This window comes from Lacticaseibacillus brantae DSM 23927, assembly GCF_001436115.1.
Classification (GTDB): Bacteria; Bacillota; Bacilli; order Lactobacillales; family Lactobacillaceae; genus Lacticaseibacillus; species Lacticaseibacillus brantae.
Genome location: NZ_AYZQ01000002.1, coordinates 19,041 through 41,648 on the forward strand (window position 1 = coordinate 19,041; position 22,608 = coordinate 41,648).

At 48.8% G+C, this 22,608-nt stretch carries 17 protein-coding genes; 6 read left to right on the top strand and 11 right to left on the bottom strand.

Annotation, left to right across the window (positions count from 1 at the left end):
- Positions 1–114 precede the first annotated feature (114 nt).
- The 7 genes from FC34_RS04265 to FC34_RS04295 form a co-directional block, all read right to left on the bottom strand.
- Complete coding sequence (locus FC34_RS04265; protein WP_057894167.1) at positions 115–1,935, bottom strand: LPXTG cell wall anchor domain-containing protein; 1,821 nt, start codon at positions 1,933–1,935, stop codon at positions 115–117.
- A 382-nt stretch (positions 1,936–2,317) separates the two neighbouring features.
- On the bottom strand, positions 2,318–3,670 hold the full coding sequence (locus FC34_RS04270; protein WP_057894168.1) for an amino acid permease: 1,353 nt from the start codon (positions 3,668–3,670) through the stop codon (positions 2,318–2,320).
- 187 nt (positions 3,671–3,857) lie between these two features.
- A complete protein-coding gene (locus FC34_RS04275; protein ID WP_057894169.1) occupies positions 3,858–5,828 on the bottom strand; it encodes a cation:proton antiporter in 1,971 nt (656 codons plus the stop codon).
- Positions 5,829–5,868: 40 nt separating this feature from the next.
- Positions 5,869–6,777, bottom strand: coding sequence for an NADP-dependent oxidoreductase (locus FC34_RS04280; protein WP_057894170.1), 909 nt, complete (start codon positions 6,775–6,777; stop codon positions 5,869–5,871).
- A gap of 124 nt (positions 6,778–6,901) precedes the next feature.
- The gene (locus FC34_RS04285) at positions 6,902–7,510 is read right to left on the bottom strand and encodes a helix-turn-helix domain-containing protein (protein ID WP_057894171.1); all 609 of its coding nucleotides are present in this window, start codon (positions 7,508–7,510) and stop codon (positions 6,902–6,904) included.
- An 18-nt stretch (positions 7,511–7,528) separates the two neighbouring features.
- Complete coding sequence (locus FC34_RS04290; protein WP_057894172.1) at positions 7,529–8,896, bottom strand: Nramp family divalent metal transporter; 1,368 nt, start codon at positions 8,894–8,896, stop codon at positions 7,529–7,531.
- Positions 8,897–9,298: 402 nt separating this feature from the next.
- Positions 9,299–10,240, bottom strand: a complete 942-nt coding sequence (locus tag FC34_RS04295) for a Dyp-type peroxidase (RefSeq protein ID WP_057894173.1) — start codon at positions 10,238–10,240, stop codon at positions 9,299–9,301.
- Between the two features lie 238 nt (positions 10,241–10,478).
- Between FC34_RS04295 and FC34_RS04300 the strand changes: the two genes are divergently transcribed.
- The gene (locus tag FC34_RS04300) at positions 10,479–11,351 is read left to right on the top strand and encodes a metal ABC transporter solute-binding protein, Zn/Mn family (RefSeq protein WP_057894521.1); all 873 of its coding nucleotides are present in this window, start codon (positions 10,479–10,481) and stop codon (positions 11,349–11,351) included.
- Between the two features lie 70 nt (positions 11,352–11,421).
- Here FC34_RS04300 and FC34_RS04305 read toward each other — a convergent pair whose 3' ends face one another.
- From FC34_RS04305 to FC34_RS04315, 3 genes are all read right to left on the bottom strand, one after another.
- Positions 11,422–11,616 (bottom strand): hypothetical protein, encoded by a 195-nt coding sequence (locus FC34_RS04305; RefSeq protein WP_057894174.1) that lies wholly within the window; start codon positions 11,614–11,616, stop codon positions 11,422–11,424.
- 87 nt (positions 11,617–11,703) lie between these two features.
- Entirely contained in the window at positions 11,704–12,351 is a 648-nt protein-coding gene (locus FC34_RS04310) for a CPBP family intramembrane glutamic endopeptidase (RefSeq protein WP_157052237.1), read from the bottom strand.
- Positions 12,352–12,372: 21 nt separating this feature from the next.
- The gene (locus FC34_RS04315) at positions 12,373–13,410 is read right to left on the bottom strand and encodes an SDR family NAD(P)-dependent oxidoreductase (protein WP_057894176.1); all 1,038 of its coding nucleotides are present in this window, start codon (positions 13,408–13,410) and stop codon (positions 12,373–12,375) included.
- A gap of 156 nt (positions 13,411–13,566) precedes the next feature.
- On the opposite strand from FC34_RS04315, the gene FC34_RS04320 reads away from it, so the two are divergent.
- The 3 genes from FC34_RS04320 (at position 13,567) to FC34_RS04330 (ending at position 17,645) form a co-directional block, all read left to right on the top strand.
- The gene (locus tag FC34_RS04320) at positions 13,567–15,189 is read left to right on the top strand and encodes an ABC-F family ATP-binding cassette domain-containing protein (RefSeq protein WP_057894177.1); all 1,623 of its coding nucleotides are present in this window, start codon (positions 13,567–13,569) and stop codon (positions 15,187–15,189) included.
- Between the two features lie 382 nt (positions 15,190–15,571).
- Positions 15,572–16,555, top strand: a complete 984-nt coding sequence (locus tag FC34_RS04325; protein ID WP_057894178.1) for a DUF805 domain-containing protein — start codon at positions 15,572–15,574, stop codon at positions 16,553–16,555.
- 151 nt (positions 16,556–16,706) lie between these two features.
- Entirely contained in the window at positions 16,707–17,645 is a 939-nt protein-coding gene (locus tag FC34_RS04330; protein WP_057894179.1) for a DMT family transporter, read from the top strand.
- Positions 17,646–17,719: 74 nt separating this feature from the next.
- Here FC34_RS04330 and FC34_RS04335 read toward each other — a convergent pair whose 3' ends face one another.
- A complete protein-coding gene (locus FC34_RS04335) occupies positions 17,720–18,337 on the bottom strand; it encodes an HAD family hydrolase (RefSeq protein WP_057894180.1) in 618 nt (205 codons plus the stop codon).
- Between the two features lie 72 nt (positions 18,338–18,409).
- Here FC34_RS04335 and FC34_RS04340 point away from each other — a divergent pair, with 72 nt between their 5' ends.
- Both FC34_RS04340 and FC34_RS04345 read left to right on the top strand, forming a co-directional pair.
- A complete protein-coding gene (locus tag FC34_RS04340; RefSeq protein WP_057894181.1) occupies positions 18,410–19,525 on the top strand; it encodes an exonuclease SbcCD subunit D in 1,116 nt (371 codons plus the stop codon).
- Positions 19,525–22,608, top strand: coding sequence for an AAA family ATPase (locus FC34_RS04345; RefSeq protein ID WP_057894182.1), 3,084 nt, complete (start codon positions 19,525–19,527; stop codon positions 22,606–22,608). Before FC34_RS04340 ends, FC34_RS04345 begins: the two co-directional genes overlap by 1 nt.

Genomic DNA, 22,608 nt, shown 5'->3' on the forward strand with positions numbered 1-22,608 from the left:
GCCAGTGTTGGCAGATTAGTTTTTAGATTTAACAATTGGTTTACTTCAATGGCGACTCACCGCTTTCCTTAAATGTTGTGGTTAGCATAGCATATTAAATTCGCTATCGTCAAATTAGGCCCGACGCTTGCGAATGAGTATACCACCTGAAACCAGTAATACTGCAACTCCAGCAAGTACGAGGCCAATGCTCTTTGCATCACTCGTAGCTGGTAAATTCTGGTTGCCTTGGCCAGGTTGGTGACCCGGCTTGTTCCCAGTTGGTTGCTCAGTGGCTTTTGCCGTGACGATCGTAGTTGCCGGTTCACTCTGTTTCCGGAACCCTTCATTTTGCGCTGTGATAACAACTTTATACTGGTCGCCCGCCATCGCCGCTGGAATTGAGAAAGTGAACGAGCCATCGGCGTTTACAGTCACTTGCTGAGTGCGACCATTTGGTAACGTCAGCGTGGCCATGAAGCTTGTATTGGCGGGGGCTTGCGAGATATCGACGTGCCCGGTGACTTTGGTGTCACCTGAGGTCATTGGGTTGAGCACTGGTTGACTAACGGTGTAGTTGTCCAATGGATGACTAGCCATCACGGTTCGGCTGGCTGAGTTACTGGTGACTGTATGGCCAGTGTTTTCCGCTGTGACGACGACGGTGTACTGATTGCCAGTAACAGCAGGGTCAATTGGTAACTGGAAATGTCCTTGGGCATCGACAGGGACGGTCTGTGTGCTGCCATTAGGGAGTGTCACTGTCGCCGTAAAGTTGGTACCCGCTGGTGCGGTTGAGATGTCCACATTGCCGGTCATCGTGGTTTGCCCACTCAGAATGCCATCAATATGTGGATCGGGCACTTGATAATTTGCGAGTGGGCTTTCCAGAGCTGGGGCCGTGACTGAGGCGCTAGCCTGTTGTGTGCGACCGTTATTAGTAGCGGTAATTTGTACCGTAAATTGATCACCATGTTGAGCAGCCTTTGGTAGCGTGATATTGAAGCTTCCGTCTGCACCAATTGTGAATGGAACTGAACTGCCACCCGGCAAAGTGACACTACCGCTAAAAGTTGTCCCGGCTGGCACGTTGGTTTGATTGTCAAAGTGACCGCTGAGCATCGTATCTCCAGCAGAAATTGGATTCAGCGACGGTTGAGCAATGGTGTAATTGTTCCAAGGGTCAGTCACATGCACTGCAATAGTCTTACCAGGATAGAGGAGATTTGTGTCTGGGTTAGCCGCAAAAGTGGTTAACAGATACACATCACCGGCAGCTGCAGTTACCCCATTCATCGGGACTGTGAAAGTACCGGTATCGTGGTCAACCAAGGCTTCACTGAACGTAGCGGTCGAATCTGTGGCAGAGGTAGCGGCCATATACAGGAAGTTATTGGCAGGCAAATCACCAGGAATAGCCATTCCGCCGGTAATTTCGGTTGCTCCAGGAACTAGGGGGTCAGTGTGCGGCGTAGATAGAGCAAGCTGCGTTAATGGGTCGTCGGCAGACCCCGCAGCGTAAACGGGGTAAGTGATTGGAATGCCAGACAGGCTAACTGCACCTGTTGTGTTGGCAACCATTCTAACGGGTGCTGTCGCTGTCAGCGCCGCAACGTCAAAACTAAAACTGCCATCTGCCTGGACGGTAGACGTTTCGGGATTGAGCCCCGGAATAGACATCGTGACAGTCGCGGTGGTTCCAGCAGGCATATCGCTGATGTCAAGCGACCCAGTGACCTGAGTATCCCCTTCGCGTAATGGATTGACTCGGGGAATCTGTAAGACATAACCCGTTGTTGGATCATACGCGCCAGTGTCACTGGCCCGGGCACTGATGGTCGTGGCGTTAATCGTGGTGGTATAGATTGAACTAGCAATCGGCGCCACCGTTAAAGCAATTAAACCAACAAGCATGAATAAAGGTTTAGCCAGATGCAGTAAAGTGCGGGATTTCATCAAATTACCTCCCTAGGTAAAAAGTTAAGGTGAATTTTGGCTTTTAGAATTCTTTCTAAAATAAGTATAACCTATTCGTTGAAATAATAAATATAACCAAGATTCAAAGCTGACAATTTTTAGTCTGAAGAATATCAGATTGTTTAAGGAAAACCAAGTTAAAACTTCTGAAAAGGGCACCCCGAGAACTATCGGCTCCAATGGAATGTTTGGCTAAGCTGGCTTGTACACGGACTTTCTGACTAAAAGTGTTATGTGGGCGCTGCCACAAAATGCGAGTGTCATAATTGCATAACTTACCATTCTTAGCTGGTGACGAATTGGTCTAGAGTTGTTTCATGAGCATTTAAAAAGGAAAGCCACATGTGCGGCTTTCCTTTAATTAGTTTGCTTTGCGATTTTTGAAGAAATATAACCCAACGATTAACAAGATGAAAATGACGCCGACAAGCAACGAGATCCGTGTCTCGGGATTGAGCACCATGAAGATTAAGGTGATACCCAAGAAGATCAAGGTCAGATAGTTTGAGTATGGCGCGAATGGCATTTTGAATGGATGGTCGAGCATCTCGTTAGCATGTTGCTGGCGGAATTTGATTTCACTTAAGAGAATGACGACCCAGGGGACCATACCGGGCAAGACGCTTGAACTATACACGAGGACAAAGACGCTGCCTGCCGCCGGGAAGAAGACTGGCAACAGTGCGTTCAAGATCACCCCAAGCAAGATCCCTGTCCCAATGGCAAGCACTGGAAAGACCGGCACGCCATGCCGATTCAATTTGGTGAAGACCTTTGGTAACTGGTGGGCATTGGCTAAGGTGTAAACCATACGGCTGGCCGAATAGATCCCTGAGTTGGCGCCGGACAGGGCCGCGGTGACGACCACAAAGTTAATTAAGCCGGCGGCGAAGGTGATGCCAATTTTGGAGAAGGTCTCGACAAAAGGCGAACCGACCGCTGCCAGTTGGTCCCACGGATAGACCGTCACAATCACAAAGATGGCGCCCACATAGAAAATGAGAATGCGACCGACTGTTGATTGGACAGCTTTCACAATGGTTGGACGCGGATTTTCAGCTTCACCAGCGGTAATTCCGAGTAATTCCACCCCTTGATAAGAACCCAAAACAATGGAGAGGGCAAAGAAGAAGCCCGTCAACCCATTCGGAAACCAGCCACCGTGCTGCCATAAGTTGGCCAAGCCAATTGCCTGGCCGTGATTGCCAAAGCCGAAGAAAATCAGGCCAATCCCAGCCACAATCATCAAGACGATGGTGACCACTTTGATGAGGGCAAACCAGAATTCCAGTTCGCCAAACATTTTGACTGAAATTAAGTTGGCTAGAACCAAGAAGGTGATGGCGACGAGCCCTGGAATCCAGTCGGGTAAGTTTGGCCACCAGAAGCGGAAATATTCTCCAATGGCAATCATCTCCGACATCCCAACGACCACGAATTGGAAAATATTGCTCCAAGCCGTCAAAAAGCCGAAAACGGGATGGAGATATTCTGAGGCAAACTTGGCAAACGAACCCGTGTCAGGATCAACATACAGCATTTCACCCAAGGCGCGCATGATGAGATATAAGAACCCACCGGCAATGATGTAAGCAAAAAGCACGGACGGGCCGGTCCATTTAATTGTGGCAGTCGCCCCCATAAAAAGGCCAACGCCAATCGTGCCGCCAAGGGCAATCATTTGCATGTGTCGCGCACTGAGTTTTCTCTGCATTGCAGTCATCCTTATCTAAGCCAGGGGCTGTTGTTTTGAATCTTTTTCACGGCCATAACCGTGGGTGTTCACGCTCATAACGCGCTCACATCCACAACAACTTCCGCCTAGTGACTTTCTCAATGGGTTTAACTGCCCATTAACGAAAGCCAACTAGTGCTCAGTTGTTAACTGTGGGTGTTCACGCTCAGATTTTGAACGCATCTTGATTTTGCAGATAGGTCATTTCGTCGAAGGTAATCCGTTGTTGGAGGCGTTCGGCGAGGCTGGAGCTAATCTGTTGTTTATTTAATGCGGTTTGGACCATGGTAAATTCTGCGTGGAACGCAGTTAGAAATAGCTGATACATGGTATTACCGTCCACAGAATCCGCTAGAATCCGCCGGTGCCGGTTACGATAGAACCGCCGCACATTATTAATTTCAGGCCGGTTGTCGCTGGCTTCAAGGGAGTTGAGACTGGCCATAGCGGCATCAAAGCCTGCTTGCTCAATGGGGATGATATCCTCATTGTGGGCTTTGAATTGCCGCTTCCAGAAGATGGGTTCCAGATTAATCGGCGTCGTGAGAAAAGCCGTTTGGGCGGCTGCTACACTGTGATACATCGAGCCCATATGCAGGGTAAACCGCATGCGCAGCCATAGATTCTTCCAAATCCGCTGGTCAGCGGTGAAATTATTCAGATCAATAAACTCGTTATAGTAGTGTGCTTCGTCTTTGGTAATGGTGCCTTGCTGCAGGAGAGCGGCAATGGCCTTCTTCTCAGCTTGAATTGTTTGATTGAAATATTCTTCCTGGCGTCTGCGGTTCGGCGTGTCATCAAGAATTAATTGTTGCGTCAGCGTATCTTCAACGATCTGGGCTTCCGCAATATTGACTTTTTCACCCCGGACAGCATCGATACCCGCCGAAATCATCCGCCGCACCCAAATATGCTGGTTGTTTGCCGGCGAGGTTTTCTGTGGTAACAACCATGGCATGACTAAAGGTGGCAGGACCAAACTGATAATAATCACGACAGCCGCCACAAAAATCAGTGTTGAGCGCAAATTGGCGGTGACACCATCAGGAATCGAGAAGGCCAATGACAGGGTAATAGTACCGCTGGCCCCACTGAGGGCAATCACAAGGCTATTGCGCCAATTCTTACTGCCACCAGGAACACTCAACAAGTAACGGGCCCATAGCCAACGAATCAGTAATTTAGCCACGTAGATGAAGACCCCGATGGCGAGCAGTTGCCAGAACTGTTCGGTGAGGCCAAAGCCAATCACATTCGGCAATTCCACCCCTAACAAAACAAACACCAAGCCGGACAGAATACCAGAAACCATTTCCCAAACGTTGGTCGTCACAATCTGCATGCGGGCACTCGCTAAGCCTAAACGGTCACGCTCAACCCCTTGTGCCAACCCAGCCGCCACCACAGCCAAAATCCCGGACAGCCCGAGTTCTTCCGCCGCAAAGTAGACGAGTAACGGCGTAATCAGTTGCAGCGTCACCATAATGACTGGCTCGTCGTCACTCCAGCGAATCAAAAGTGACCGGAAGCTAACGATTAAGGTGCCCAGAATGCCCCCGACGAGCATACCCCCGAAGAAGACATAGGCGAAATCGCCGATAGCCACGCCAATCGAGAACTGCCCTGAAACATAAGCCTCTAGTGCCAGCGTGAAGGCAACGATACCGGCGGCGTCATTAAAAAGCGATTCATTACTGAGAATGCGCATTTGATCGGCCGGCAACGGATTAGTTTCATTAATGGCATTCACAGCCGAGGCATCCGTCGGCGTTAAAACAGCGACTAAGGCAAAGGCCAGCGACAGTGGAATGAGTGGGAAGAGCGCATGAATGCTGAAACCCAATACAATGACTGTCACTAGAATGAGCCCGACCGCTAGCGAGACAATGTTGCCCAATGTTTTTCCAATCCAGAACCGCGACGCATTTTGACCTTCATTGAACAATAGTGGCGCGATGATGGCAAAGGAGAACACTGAGGGATCGAAATTGAAATTACGATAATCCGGTACAAGCGCCAAAAGAATCCCCAACCCGATGAGGAAGAATGGTAGGGGAATCCACTTAATATGGCGATTTAAGATGTTGGCAAACACAACGGCCAACAAAACAAGCGCAAAAAAGAAAACTTGGTTCATCTGAATCCCCTCTTTAACCCAGGATACGATGCAACCGTAATTATTGGGCAGTCAAAACGAGACGACCATCATGAGGCTCTTCCAATGCTGAATAGGCGGCAATAATGCCATCTAAGGACAGTGGGAAGGTTTGACCGACTGGCAGGCTCAAATTGCCTGCAGCCATTAAGTCGATAAGCGCTTCTAAAGCCGCGCCATCGCTCATACCATCCGTTGGCCGAATGTGGACGAACGTTGCCTTGCTGGAGCTAACAGCGCCGTGTGAGACCGTCACAATGACGCCCCCAGGCTTAACCATCGCCAAGTCATCGTCATCCCCAGCACCGTTCATCGCAACATTGACCACGAGGTCGCCCCGATTGGCGAGGACTTGGGCAATCTTTTGTTGATCATAGGCCACGTATTCCGAAACGCCTAAGGCTTTCACCCGTGCTTCATTCTGGCTGGCACCAATTCCAATTACAGTTGCACCACTTGCTACCGCTAATTGTACCGCAATTTCTCCAACCCCGCCGGAGGCACCCTTGATGATGATGGTCTGGCTAGGCTGCATCTGGGTGAAAAAGTTCAGTGCTTTGTAGGCAGTAATCCCTGGTGTAATCATGGCAGCGCCGACCTCAAAGCTAATGCTATCCGGCAATGGTGTAACGGCATCAAGGTCTGCCACGACATACTGGGCATCGCCATGCTCTGTGTGAGCGATGACGCGCTGGCCAACAGTATAGTTGGTAACCCCGTCACCGAGCTTGGAGACGACGCCGGTAACATCCCGGCCGGTGACGATTTGCCGCCCAGAACTGGCTAACTTGCGTTCCATCCGTTCGCGGTTGTTTAAGCCGACTGCTTTAACTTCAATCTGGATTTGATTGCTGATAGGTTCTGGTGTAGGCAAACTGAACTGCTCGAATACTTCTGGCCCACCGCCGTGTGTGAATCCGAATGCTTCCATGATAATCCCTCCATTTTCAAGCTTTGCGGTTAGTGTAACTTTCAGCGAGAAAGTTGGCAACAAATTGGTTCAAGCGTGATTTACCCAACAAAAAAACACCGTCGATAACCGACGATGTTCGTTGTTATAGTTGCCGAAGACTAAGACTGACACTGTCCTTAAGTCCTTGCCAGTGGTCGGGCGTGATTTCTCGCTCTTCAGTAACCACTAGTTGGGTGAAAATCACCGCTTGAAAAGTCGCAATTAGTGTTTGGCTGAGAACCGGAATTTCTTCAGGTGAGACCGCCAGGTGGTTCTGGCTAGCAGTCAGAAAATCCCTGAGTTCTTCTGAAATCAAGAGATTCAAGCGCCGAATCCAATCTAACTGGGCTGCTGAGAGCAAATTCTTCTCACGGACGGTAATTTGAAAGACTTGATAGTTCTCCTCCTCGTTGAGGGTCGCCCAGATAAACTGGAAGAAACGCAAGATTTCACTGTGCACACTTGCTGCGTCTTTGGCTGCTTCAAACTGGAACGAATGGAGACTTTCAGTCCGTGAGTCGCGAGCGGCAAGTAGAATGGCATCAAGGAGTGCCTTTTTGCCTCCGGGGAAGTAGTAATAGAGTAATCCGTCGGATGTGTGAGCCAAAGTATTGATCTTACGGGTAGTCGTGGCTTCGTACCCCTTGGTCGCAAAGAGGGTACGGGCGATGGTCATGAGCTTGTCGCGTTGATCAGGACTATTGGTTGGCATAATACGCTCCTATCAGATTTAGATGATGCCGATGGTTTGAAGAATCAAGTACCCATTGAGGGCGACTAAGACGATGGCTGAGAACCAAGCGAGAGCTTTCGACCAGGTGTGGTTGGCAAACTGGCCCATGATCTTCTTATCACTGGTGTACTTAACTAATGGGATAACTGCGAATGGTAACGCAATACTCAAGAAGACTTGTGAGAAGGTCAGTAAGTTTTCAATTTTAGCTTCATCCCCATGATAGTAGATGGCAAAACCAAGAACTGGTAAGACTGAGAGCAACCGAGTCACAAGGCGTTGCAGCCACATTGGCATCTTCAAATTGATGAAACCTTCCATGATGATTTGCCCGGATAAGGTTCCAGTGATGGTTGAACTCTGACCAGATGACAGCAGGGCAACTGCGAACAACATGCTCAGGATAGGGCTAGCAATGGCCCCGACAATTTGAGGGTTCTGGAGGGCGTTGAACAGGTCAACGAATTTCCCAAGTGGGCTGTTCGTGCCATAGAAAAGCGCGGCACCCAGAATTAACAGCAAACTATTCACGATAAAAGCAATCGTGAGTTGAATGTTTGAATCGATGGTCGTGAACTTAATGGACTTCGCAACCTTAGCGCTATCAGAGCGATCAATTTCACGTGTTTGTGAAATGGAGGAGCCCAAGAACAAGTCATGGGGCATCACGGTCGCGCCCACAATCCCTAAGGAAAGATAAAGCATGGATTTGTTGGTTAAAATACTGCTGCTTGGAATATATCCCGCAAGAATCTGCGTGAACTGTGGGGATGCGAGGAAGACTTCATAAGCGAAGACCATGACAATAACAATCACCAGGGTGGCCACAATCGCTTCAATCTTACGGAAGCCCAAGCGCATGAGCAGTAGGAGAATCAGGACGTCGGCAGCGGTAATGACAATGCCGACAATCAGTGGAATTTTGAATAATAATTCCAAAGCAATTGCTGAACCAATGATTTCAGCAATATCAGTGGCCATAATGGCCAATTCTGTAATGACCCAGAGGACAATCCCCATCCGCTTGGAGGTATTCTCCCGGATCATCTGAGCTAAATCTTTACCGGTCACAATGCCCAGTTTAGCAGCCATGGCTTGTAGGAGCATGGCAATTAAACTCGAAATGAGAACGACAGATAATAGTTGATACTTGAACTGGGCCCCACCAGCGATTGATGTAATCCAGTTCCCTGGATCCATATAACCGACGGCGATTAGAACCCCGGGGCCAGTATAGGCGAGTAAGGTGCGCCAGAAGCCTTTGTCATCAGGTACCTTCACACTGCCATTGACCTCACTTAAACTCTTGCTGTGCTCGTCAGTGGTGACCAAGCGCTTCTTTTGTTGCATTTCTGCTGCTTTCATACGGCAACCTCTTTTCTCTTTTGGGTGAATTTGAAATTCGGTTGGATAATTTATTGAACGAGCGCTCAGTCAATTTCCATTGATGATTATTAATCTTTTCAGAAAAGAAGTCAACACTTTGAGCAAAAAAGTTTTGGGATGGCTAACTTATATTTTCGTGTCATAAAAAAGCCATTGAAAACCGCAAGAATGGCGGGGATCAATGACTTTTGAATTAGAAATAGTTGGTGATTTTTAGGTGCGCCCAATTGCAGCTTAGCTGGAGAATGGCGATTAAACGTACTCTAAACGCGTTCGTCGACGCTGACTCCTTATGCTAATCCAGCCTCAGTCAGTGGCCAAGTGCGGCCACTCGCCTGATTCCGGCTTAGCTTCCGGAGCCAGACCGCGTCGACTCACGCTCTATAATTCGCCGTCTGCGATGTCGGCAAGAACGGCCTTTGAAGGGATGAAGAAGAGTTCGCCGGTGATTGGGGTTGAGAAGTCCAATAAGCGGTCGGAATTGTTGAACATGCCTTCTAGCATCCGGCGGGTCACAGAATAGTAACGTGAATAACCAATGAAGTAGGTCCCGTTAATGGATTCTGCAGGGTTACTAAATGGCACATTCATGCGAACAATCTTGTGTTCGATGCCATCTTTATTGTCTTGTGAGACGACGTTGTGGGCATTTTCCGCCTTTTCTTCGTCCTTCAATTCAATGTCGTTAAACTTCTTGCGGCCAATAGCCTTTTCTTGTTGTTCGACTTTCAGCTTATTCCAGGCATCCATGTTATGCAGATACTTCTGGGCAAAAGCGTAAGACCCATCAATGAAGTCGGGATCTTCGTCACCGATAACGGCATATTCTGGTGTATCTAAGGCACTTGGGTTTTCGGTTCCATCCACGAAACCAATGATGGCGCGGCCCTCAAAATAGCGGAAGCCATGAGTTTCATCCACGACTGTTGTGTTGTCTTTGATGATGGTCATGATTTCAGACATCAATTCGAATGGTACCGCTGAGTTGGTCGAGCGAATATGGAAGAACAAGTCTGCTGGAGTTGCCACAGCAGTGTACTTAGGGCCTTCAACGGGTTCGAATTCAACCAGTTCTTTAGGCGCTTTGGCGTTAGGGAACAGATAGTGCCAAGCGTTAGCCGAGAAACCGAAAGCAACAGCCAAATGGGCGTCAGGATAACGGATATTCATACTATTAATAAAGGCAGGTAAATGTTCAGCGAGATCTTGCACGACCTCCAGATCTGAACTCTGGTCCTGGCGCAATAAGTTCATGGTTGCGAAGATGATGTCGTCTCCGGCGTCTTTATACACATCTTGGACATCTCTTAAGTCAATTGGCATGGTGAAAGCCCTCCTTAGATTAGAATCATTACAATTCACGAATATTATAGCACATGAATTTCGAAGCGCGGCTTTTGGACAGTCGATTTTTATGAAAATGTGAAATAAATTAAATACCAATTGTTATTAAATGATTCTACTTGCGTCACCGCAAAAATCGGTTATCCTTAAAACGTAACGGTTACGATTAATTAAGGGGGAAGTTTGTGTGCATAAGAAATCATGGTTAGTTGGACTGATGAGTCTGATGGTAATGCTACTACTGGCAGCCTGCGGGCAAAAGGCGACGTCGACGGCTAGCAGTAACACTTCTGGAAAGATTAATGTCATTGCGAGTGTCGACTTCTATGGTGAAGTGGCCAAGGCGGTTTTGGGGGATCACGGTACAGTCACGTCCATCATTGATAATCCAGATGTTGATCCGCATGACTATGAACCAACCACCGCAGTTGGGAAGTCTGTCGCCACTGCCAACGTTGTGGTAGCCAATGGGATTGGCTACGATGGTTGGATGGATAAGTTGGTTAAAGCGGCCAACAACAAGGTCCAGTACGTCCGTGTCGGTGAAGATGTCATGAACAAAAAAGAAGGCGACAACGAGCATCTGTGGTACAACGATAAGACGATACCTGCGCTCGCCAACCACTTAGCCAAGGTCTATGGCAAGCTCGATAGCAAACATGCTGCTGATTACACCGCGAACGCCAAGAAATACATTGCCTCACTTGAACCACTGACGAAATTGATCGCCGAGTTGAAGACCAAGAGTAATGGTCAAAAAGTTGACGTTTCTGAACCTGTTTTTGATAATGCACTCGATGCTTTAGGGTACAAGATGAATGATGCCCACTTTGCCAAAGCAACTGAGGATGGGACGGATCCAAGCCCAGCAGACATTGCGCAAATCAAAGCTGACATCAAAGGTAAGAAGATTGCCTTCTTTGTTCAAAATTCGCAGGCCGACAGCAAGTTGGTTGATTCATTAGCGGCTGAAGCTAAATCTGCCGGTGTCCCTGTTTTGAAGGTCACTGAAACCTTGCCAAAGGGCAAAACCTATCTGACCTGGATGCTTGGCCAATACCAAGATCTGCAAAAGATTCAAAATAAATAGCAGAGCCGCGGTATCACCCGGGACATACAAAAACACCAACCAGAAGTCATCAGATTTCTGGTTGGTGTTTTTATTTGCGTCGATTCGTCACATAATGGATGAACCCAGTCCCTGAGACCATCGCAATCACGGCGAGAACAATCGTCCAAGGCTGAGGCCACTGGATAAAGAGAAAGCTGCCTAAAATACCGATTGAGAAAATAATACTCGCGACAAATAGCGTCATGGTGATTTTCCAATTGAGACTGTGCGCTGACTTTTGCATCCAATCGCCCCTAACTTAAATTTTGGCTTGATTATGCGCCGTGAAAGCGGTTGCGTCAATGGCATTGCTCGCCTGAATTGGCTGATGCTAGAGCTGGACGAATACTAATACAGTCACGATCGTGTTGTATATGATGTGCGCAATGATGCTTGTCGCAAGAGTATGAGAATAGTGATTCATGATGCTTATTCCCATTGCGAAGGTGAATAGACAGATGGAAGGAATGAGTAATTGCCAGTGCAGAACTGTGAACAAGAGTGCTGTTAAGACCGTTGCTGGCCAAAAACCCACTAGCCCAGAAATGAATTGCTGAATCACACCTCGAAAGGCAAGTTCTTCTGTGATTGGGGTGAAAAGACACAACGAGAGAATCATCGGCCAGCGTAGGGGCCCAGTAAGTAATTTGGCTGCTGCAGAGTTGAGAGGACCATCAGCTGAAGTGCCTGAAGGAAAGATGTTTGTCAGCACCACTGTAAGTATGACGATGAAGACGGCCCATAACGTGGCAATGCCGATAAAGCGGGCTGTTAGTGGCGAAATAGTGGCTTTTGGGCCAGCGAGGAGCCGATTCAGGAACAAGAGGATGGCAATTGCCACGGCAGAGTAGCCGAGTAAAAAGATCCAATTCTGAAGTACGCCAGTAAAAAATGCACCGACTAATGAGTTCCCAGAAGCCAAAAAAATCATAGGAAGCAGGAGTAACAAACCGACAATCACTTTGGCAAATTTATTCAAGTTGAACACCCTTTTCCTGCTTTATTTCATGGTCGAGTCGGCTGTCAGCAGTTGTTTAGCGGCCAGATGCAACCCATCTAACGTTGATTGGATGAAGTCTTGATATTGGTAGCGGTACAACTGTGGGTACAAGGTTTCATATTGATAGTTGCCGCCAACGTGGCGGGCCAGATTCTTGGTCACGACCGCATAACCGTACGAGAGATTCAAAACAGGCATGAGCACATCCGCGTTCAAAACTGTGGCGATGCCGTTGGGGAAGATAATGTGTTGTTCCGCTGCTGGCAATTGTTGGACTAATTCCGCCACGGTACTGACGCGCGCCACGAGATTATTCAAAACTACACGCTTGTTGGCAGCCTCAGGGTTCTCATACAAGGCAATGTGTTGACCAGCGACATCACGCACATCACTGGCAAAGAATTTGAAATCAGGCACAGACGGTCCACTGAGAAATGACAATGGTGAACTATGGTGATTACTCCATGGCAATAATGCAGGGCCAACAATGCCTGATACGAGGCTGACACTGAGTTGGAAGTGATTGGTGTTTTTACTTGGATCGTGGGCAAAGTCCCAGGCCAGTTTTTCTTCAACGGCTTTCAAAGTGATATAAGCATCATATTGATGTGGGTCGTCAACGTCTGACCAGTCGGCTTCGGTATACACGGGCTTATCCTGATCGCCCCAGCCCATTGCGGATTCAGATCCGGTCATCACGACTTTTTTGATGGTGGGTTGGGCCGCAATGGCGCCAAACCAGGTCGCAATTTCATTGGCCATATCCGCTTTCCAGGCCGTCGCATCGGTCGACGCCGGATTAACTGCGGTTGCAACACTAAAGACACCGTCGACACCTTCAAGTGCGGGTTTCACTGAATCAGGATCGGTAATGTTCCCGATAAACATGTCAACTTCTGGAATGAGCTGTTTCAATACGTCGGCTTTTTGTTGACTGCGGGATAATCCCCGCACATGGTAGCCTTTTTTAACTAAATCTTGGACAATCCAGGCGCCAATATAACCTGTGGCGCCGGTCACTAAGACTGTATCTGTCATCGTGATTCCTCCTTTTGTTAACGCTGCCACCAATATAGCACGCACTCTGTGAAAATGCTTTGCTGACGCATGTCGGAATCGTGATTGAAGGTCATGACAAACTCTGATACGATGTAGAGAATTATGTCGTGATAAAGAAAGAAACGAGGTTATCGATTGTTAACTGTAAGTAATGTTTCAATGACGTTTACGGACCGCAAGCTGTACGAAGACGTTAATTTAAAGTTTACACCAGGTAATTGTTACGGGATTATTGGTGCCAACGGTGCGGGTAAGTCAACGTTCTTGAAGATTCTTGAAGGTCAGTTGCAACCAACAACTGGGACGGTGACACTCTCACCTAACGAACGGATGAGCAGTTTGAAGCAGGATCACTTTGCCTTTGATGATCAAACAGTGATGAACACTGTCTTACAAGGCTGGACCCGTTTATATGAAGTGATGACAGAAAAAGACGCCTTGTATATGAAAGCTGATTTCACCGAAGCAGATGGGATTAAAGCAGCCGAACTTGAAGGCGAATTTGCCGAAATGGATGGCTGGAACGCTGAAAGTGATGCCGCCCAACTGTTGCAGTCCCTGGGTATTCCAGAAAGCACACATCAAAGCTTGATGGCAGACTTGCCAGAAGGCGAAAAGATTAAGGTCTTACTTGCACAAGCAATTTTTGGGAAGCCAGATGTCCTATTATTGGACGAACCAACCAACGGGCTTGATCCTGCAGCCATTGATTGGTTGGAAGATTGGCTTGCTGATTATGAGAACACTGTGCTTGTGGTCAGCCATGACCGGCACTTCTTAAACGCCGTCTGCACCATGATGTGTGACGTTGACTTTGGTAAGATTGAGCTTTTCGTCGGGAACTACGACTTCTGGTTGCAATCGGCCCAACTGGCCCAAGAACTTAAGGCCAATGCCAATGCCAAAAAAGAAGAACAAATCAAGCAATTACAAGAATTCGTGGCGCGTTTCTCTGCTAATGCCTCAAAGTCGAAGCAGGCGACATCGCGGAAGAAACAATTGGAAAAGATTACCTTGGACGATATCAAGCCAAGTAGTCGGAAGTACCCATTCATCAAGTTTGATCCTGAACGCGAAATTGGGAACGACTTACTGCGGGTCGAAAATGTCTCGAAGACAATTGATGGCGTCAAAGTCTTAGACAACGTCAACTTCATCTTACGTCCGGGTGAAAAGACTGCCTTAATTAGTCGCAGTGATGTGACGACCACGGTCTTAATGCAACTTCTGGCCGGCGAAATTCAACCGGATACCGGATCGATTACGTTTGGGGTCACAACGACTCAGGCTTACATGCCTAAGGACTTGAATCCTGAATTCAGCGATAGTAGCTTGAATATTCTCGAATGGCTGCGTCAATTTGCCAGCAAAGAAGAAAGCGACAATACCTTCTTACGCGGCTTCTTAGGGCGGATGTTATTCTCCGGGGATGAAGTGCTTAAGCCAGTTGATGTCTTATCTGGGGGCGAAAAAGTCCGCAGTTACTTAGCAAAGTTGATGCTGGGCAAGGCCAATGTGCTGCTGTTGGACGACCCAACCAATCACTTGGATTTGGAAAGTATTACCGCATTGAATGATGCCTTAATCGATTTTAGCGGCTCATTGATTTTCACTAGTCATGATCGTCAGTTCATTCAGACCATCGCTGATCACATCGTTGAAGTCGGACCTAAGGGCGTTATCGACCGTGGCGAAACCAGCTACGAAGACTTCATGAATCATGAAGTTGTTTTGGAACAACAAAAAGAAATTTATTAAGCAAGAGCGCGAGCAAAGGCGTTTTGGCTATGGTGCCGTGTAGCACTCGCTGTCTGAAGCTGGCTGGTGGAACGCTGTGGGCACGACTTGGAGCCTTGCCCAATTCGCAAGTCTTCAAGCTCGGCCTTGTGCTAGGCGGACCATCTCCGCCAAGCACAATTTCACAGCTGACCAGCCGCTTCTCTGCCAGCTATTTCACGGCAAGGCTGCAAAAAGGCAAGTTTCCAGATATCTGGAAACTTGCCTTTTTGTGTGACTTAAACTAACAGTTTTGTCACATTGGTCTATTTCGGAACAATTTTGCTTTACGCCTTGAGAAACAGGGTATATTCTGAACGCAATTAAGGGAAATTGGGTATTGGTGTAGGAAGGGGTGACTCTCATGGAGGAGCGGTCAAAAGCAGTTGGGTTCGGTCAAGCGGTAAAAGAGTTTGTGACCCGCACGTTTGATTATAAGGGGCGTAGTACTCGGGCAGCCTTTTGGTGGGTTGAGTTAGCAGTGTTTATTCTCTCAATGATTCTTGCCATTATTGTGTCGGTTGGTATCAGTCCTATTGACTTCGCGACGACAAACAAAACCGTCGATTTCATGACTGAGTGGCCGTTTCTGGTTTGGTGCGCCATCTTGATTTTACCGTCGTTCAGTTTGCAGATTCGTCGGTTTCGTGATGCTGGCGTGAGCCCATGGCTCGCGGTCTTCATTACCGTCTTTGGTTGGCTTTTTGCTGGCATCACCTATGCGCTGCCGGGCCAAGTCCTGAACCTTTGGTGGTTATCATTGATTTCAAGTCTGCTCAGTTTAGTGAGTTTTATTGTGACCTTACTACCAAGTCATGATGCGCCCAAAGTCGCAGCATCAGCTTCTGGACCAGTGACGATTGGGCGAGCATTCAAGCTTTTCTGGACTCATTTCTTTGACTTTAGGGGACGCAGCAGTCGTTCGGCTTATTGGTGGGCCTTTTTCTGGAACACGCTAATCCGTGTGATTGGTGGTGTACTAGTCTTTATCGTGGCAATGACATTTTTCGGGTTTAGCCTTATGAAACAGAGCAGCACCGGTAGCACTGCTAGTTCGGCGATTAGTAGTGTCGGGACCCCGTCAATACTGATTGTCGGTTTCATCATCTTTTTGTTCTCAGTTTATGATCTGGCAACTCTGATTCCTTCGCTGATGATTACTATTCGGCGTTACCGGGATGCTGGCATCAGCCCGTGGTGGTTCGCGGTCATACTGGTCAGTGTCATAGTGATGGCCGGATTGTTCGGGGGAAATATTGGGAATGATTGGCAGGTGGTTAAGGCTGTTGTATTGCTTGCCATCCTTGTGATCCATTTCATCATTCTTATTCGACCAACAAAGCAGTAGGATTTGGTGACATAAATAGTCGTTGCTGAAAAGGCGACGGCTATTTTTTGTGTAAAACTAGCGCAGAATTTTTCTCCAGATTTGAATGGTTCTCTGTCGCTAATTTAATAATTTTCCGCTATTCTATTCTTTTGGCAGGAGGACTTTGCTTATGAACGAACCAAAAGTTTCAAAAAGTGTTGGCCGTGGGATTTTCTTTGCGGCCCTAGCATCCACGTTGTGGGGGATTTCCGGGACGATGTTGCAGTATGTCTCGCAGGATATCGCCATTCCTGCAATGTGGTTCATTGGCGCCCGTACGCTGGGGGCCGGCGTCATTTTGATTGTCATTAGTCTCATTCTTTACGGCAAACGGACCTTTGCAATTTTTCACTCAGGTAAAGATGTACTGCGGCTAGTGATGTACGCCGTTTTTGGACTGGCAGCCAATATTTATACTTTTTACATCAGTATTGAACAGGGGAATGCGTCAGCGGCGACAATTCTTCAATACTTAGCGCCATTATTTATTGTTCTATGGGCAGTTGGCTTTCATCACGAGCGGCCTTTGCGGGGAGATTTGATTGCCTTTGTGCTCGCATTAATTGGCGTCGTCTTAGCCATCACCCGCGGCGATATTCATAGTTTGGCCGTGCCAGTGAGCGCGATTATTTGGGGGATTCTTTCTGGGGTGACGGCCGCGATGTACGTCACCATTCCCAAGCCCCTGGTGGCCAAATATCCACCTTTTGTCGTCTTAGGTTGGGGCACCTTGATTGCGTCGCTTGGCTTTAATCTGGTTCAACCGGTATGGATAAATCATCCGCCATTGACGCCGCAACTCTGGATGGGCTTGGGCACGGTGATTGTGGTCGGGACAGTCGGCGCATTTGGCTCTCTGTTAATCAGTCTGCAATATGCGCCTGAATCAGTGGTTAGTATCATGGACGCCTTGCAGCCAGTGGTGACTTTTATTTTGACCATCATTGTCTTCCATACCGCGATCAATGTGGTTGAAGTGATTGGGGTCATCCTTGTTTTGATCGCTGTTTATGTGCTCCAACGCAGCCGTATGGCCGTTGCTAACAATTTAGACGAGATGCAAAAATAAAAAATTCCCGATTGAATGTCCGCATTCAATCGGGAATTTTTGCTTGTTGCGTGTGCTGATGAGTTAGTTCAAAATTAAGATAACTTCAAGAGGTCTGCCGGCGTATCGAGGGGATAGGCGATTGGCTCAAAGGCTGGATTCACGGGCGTGGTCCAGGTTGCGAGCGCAAATGGCACTTCGGCATCGTGTGCGGCCTGGGCGTCCGCAATGGTGTCGCCAACAAACACTGTGTTCTCAGGGCTTCCGCCTAGCCGCTCCATTGCTAAGACAATTGGATCACCAAATGGCTTGTTGCGCTTGGCATCACCGGCAACGACCACGGTGTCGACTAGATCGCTGAAATGAAAAACAGCGTCGTCTTCAGCAAATTGTTGGGCGTCTTTTGAGGTGACAATCCCTAATTTGCTATGCTGGTGCAGTTGCACGAGAACGTCTTTGACACCCGGGAAATAATCCACTTCATCGGCAAATTGGGCGGAATCTTGACTCCATTGGTCAAATACTTCAGGAATTTCTTCGCTGGTAAAACCAAGTTCAGGCAGGCTTTCTGTCGCTGGGATCCCATTGGTGAAGGTGAGATCTTCCTTGGCGTAATCTTTACCGTAACGGCGCAGCGTCTTTTGTAGGCCGTCGAGATACATTCCCACTGAGTCAATCAGGGTACCATCAATATCAAAAATATAAGTTTGCATGTTTGCGTCCTCCTTGAAAACACTTCCATTGTAACAAAACGGGCGGGCGCTTGTCTAAAAAGGGGCGAAAAAATGCGTTTTCTTCATACTGCCGATTGGCATATCGGTCGAAAACTAGCTGGCTATGATTTATTAGCTGATCAACAAGCCATCTTTGACCAACTGGTCAACGTGGCGAAAGCACAGCAGGTAGATGCGATTGTGGTCGCTGGCGACCTGTACGACCGGGCGCTACCGAATGAGGCCGCGGTGACGCTGGTCAACCAAATGTTATTAACCTTAAATCGCGAAATCGGCCTGCCAACGTTAGTTATATCTGGTAATCACGATAGTGCTGTTCGTTTGGGGACCGGCCGTGATTGGTTTAAGAGCACCGACCTGTTCATGAATACCCAGCTCGACCAGGCGTTTGCACCCGTGATTTTGGGTAACACGCAATTTTTCCTACTGCCATATTTTGAACCATTCGCCGCGCGTAGTTATTTCGATGATGACCAACTGACCAATATTAACCTGGCCATGCAGCCGGTCATCGATAAAATGGTCGCGGCTTTTGATCCGACAATGAAGCATGTGTTAGTCGGCCATTTCTTTGCCGCGGGCAGTGAACACTCGGATTCAGAAACACTGGTCAACGTCGGTGGGCTTGATGCGGTTGCCGTGAGTGATTTAGCGCCATTTGACTATGTGGCACTGGGTCATTTGCACAACCGTCATGCGTTGAATGCGGAGAAAATTCAGTATGCCGGTTCACTGCTGAAGTTTAGTGTCAGTGAAGCCAATCAGGAGAAAGGGGTCTATATCGTCGATACGGACACCATGACCCGCGAGTTTGTCGCCTTGCCCCCCACACATGATGTGGTGCATTTGACGGCAAGTTTTGCTGAGCTCACTGACCCCGCTTATTATCAAAATTTGAAGCGTGACGCTTATATTGCCGTGACACTCACTGATCGCCAGGTCATTCCCAATGTGATGAGTCAACTGCGTGAAATCTATCCTCAAATTGTCAGTTTGGATCGTAAGAATGGTGTTGAGGTCGTGCAACCACTGGAGACGGTTAATGCCGACCTTGATCCGATGACGCTCCTGAGTGACTTTTTTGAACAAAGCACAGGAGCTGGTTTGACTGACCAGCAGTGCAAATGGGCGCAATCGACGTTGACCCAAGCCAAGGAGGTAGACTGATGCGGTTTCTGACCTTACATATGCAAAACTTCGGCCCTTACATCGACGAGACCGTGGATTTTGACGACTTCAGCGAGAATCCAGTCTTTCTCATTAGCGGCCAAACAGGTAGCGGGAAGACAACGATTTTTGATGCGCTGGTCTACGCCTTATACGGCCGGACTTCCGGCAATGAGCGGTCGGGGAGCGATATGCGCTCCAAGTTTGCTGACCCCACCGAACCGACTGTGGTTACGTTAACGTTTGAACACGCCGACAAAACCTATCAGCTGGTCCGCCAGCCCCAACAACTACTGGCTAAAAAACGCGGCACGGGGATGACCAATAGTAATAAGAAACCTGAATTGACCGTGTTCCAGCAGGATGAGGCCATCGACAGTGTGACTGGGGTCAAGCCGATCCAAGATCGCATTTATGAATTGATGCCGTTAGATGAACTCCAATTTCGTCAGATTGTGCTGCTACCACAGGGGGATTTTCGCCAGTTCCTGGATGCCAACAGCAGCGATAAAGAAGTGCTCTTGCGCAATCTTTTCGGGACCCAGCTGTTTGCGCGCTGGGCGGAGGCGCTGAAAGTGCAAGCCAAGCAAGTTGCCGACCAACAAAGTCAACAGATGACCAAGGCCAACTCATTGGCTGATCAATTTGATTGGCAGACTGAACCTGAGGCCAACACGCCGTTGCCCGTAAAATTGCAGGCGATGAGGGCTGAACAAACTGGGCAACAAGCCCAAGTCACAGCCATGGACGAGTCGGCCCAGCACGCTTATGACCAGGCGCAGGCAGCACAACAGGCGCTCACGCGCGGCCAACAGTTGGCGCAAGCCTTTACTGACCAAAAGCAAATTGAGGCTGAACGCCAGGTGTTGGCAGCTCAAAGTGACGTAATGCGCCAAGCTAAGCGGCAAATTGACCAGTTTCAATTTGTGGTGGCGCAGCATGCCCTGTTTAACCAGATTGTCAGTGAGCGTACCCAGGTCGGCCGCCTACAAACCGCCATTGAAACCGGCAAAACGGCGCAAACTGCCACGCAGACAACCTTAACTAACTTACAAACCGAGCAAGCTGCGCTCAAAAAGCAGCAGCCGACGGTTACAACCTGGCAGCAAACCCGCGACCAAACGGCTCAGGCTTTAACCAAAGTGGCTGAATATCAAGCGCAGCGTCAAGAATTGCAGACGGTGCACACCAATATTGCCGCCATCAAGCAAGCTGCCAAAGACGCAGACCAGCAGATTCAAGTCGCCGAACAGACTTTGAAACAAACCACAGCTGACCTCGATGCCCTCAAGCAAGCTGATTTGCAGCCCAAACGCAATCAACTGGCAGTTTTTGCCGCCAAATGGCAACCAGTCGTGGATCAACTGCAAAACTTAGACAAGAACTTGGCCACCCAACAACGCCACCTCGAGACCCAGCAACAAGCGTTACTGGACGCCCAAGCGGTCCAGGAGCAGGCCCAAGCGGCTTATCAGCAATTGTTGGACCAACAAATTAGTGCCCAAATCACGGTATTAGTGGGCCAATTGAGCCCCGATACGCCGTGCCCAGTGTGCGGAAGCACGGATCACCCGCACCCCGCAACGATCACCGCTGAACCGGTCACGGCGGAAGTGCTTGAAGTCGCTGACCAAAATCGCGCGCAGGCAGCGAACCAAGTGACCACGTTGCAAACTCAGATTGCGGAGATTCAGCACACACTGACTGATATCCAGACGCAGCAACAGACGCAAAGCACAGCCCTTAATGAAGCCCTTGAAAGCCTCGACGTCTCTGATTTTGCGGCATTTACGACGTTGCAGGCGACCACTCAGGCTGCCGTTGATGACCAACAAAAGCAACTGACAGCATTGACTCAAACGCAACTGGAAACTACCGAGACACTTAATACCGCGACAGCCACCAAGAATCAAACCACCGAAACGCTCAACCACTTGCAAGTCCAACATGAGCGATTGGTCACACAATTGGCTAGCCTCGAACAACTGCCAGCTGTGAAGCAGGATCAACAAGTGCTTGAACAGCAACTCAAAGAACTCGACGAGCAGCTCCATGATTTTGACCAACGGCTGACCAAGAATCAAACGGACTTGTCCGCTGCGCAGACGCAGCTGGCCACGCTCTCAGCTACATTGGAAGCCAATCAACAAGAATTGGCACGGGTGCAAACAGAGTTGACGGCGCACGCGGATGAGTTCGAGCGCGCACTCACGCAGCAAGAACTCACCGAGGCAGAGTTCGTCGCCTTGAATGACCGCCGGGATGAACTAACCCAACTCGAGCGACAAGTCGCCGACTACCAAGAGGCCATCACCCGAAATCAGACGCGCTTGGCAACGGTGACTGAACAGATTGGCCAGCAAACCATGCCAGATGTCGGGCAATTGCAGGTAGCGGCCCAGGCTGAGGCAGAAACCAGTCGCAAGCTGCAGGCTGAGGCCGCGGCTGTGAAACAACGGTGGCAAAGCAATCAGCGCCTCGTTGACCAACTGAGCCAACTGTTGGCCACCAACCAGCAGTTGCTTGAGGAAGCCGCACAGTTGCAAGGCTTACTGGATGTGATGAGTGGGACCGGCCAGCAAAAAGTCAGCTTGGAGCGCTATGTCTTACAAACCTATCTCCAGCAGGTCTTAAGTGTTGCCAATGAGCGTTTCTCAGCGTTGACTAACGGTCGCTACCAGTTTGTGTTGCATTCAGAACCTGGCAGTCGCAGTGCCAACTCTGGGCTAGAGATTGACGTGTATGACGATGAAGTTGGCGAAAGCCGCTCAGTCCATACGCTGTCTGGTGGTGAAAGCTTCATCGCTGCCTTAAGTCTGGCGTTAGCGCTGGGAGAAGTCATCCAACGTGAAAATGGCGGCGTCCATGTCGATGCTCTTTTTGTCGATGAAGGCTTTGGGGCACTCGACACAGATAGTCTTGCTGTGGCGTTAGAGGCGCTTGAAACCATTGAGGGCCAATCTCGCCTGATTGGGATTATTAGCCACGTCAGCGAGTTACGAGCGGGTATTCCGGACCAATTGCGCGTTGAGCCGACCGGCCAAGGCAATAGTCATATTCGAGTCGTTCATTTGAATCAATAG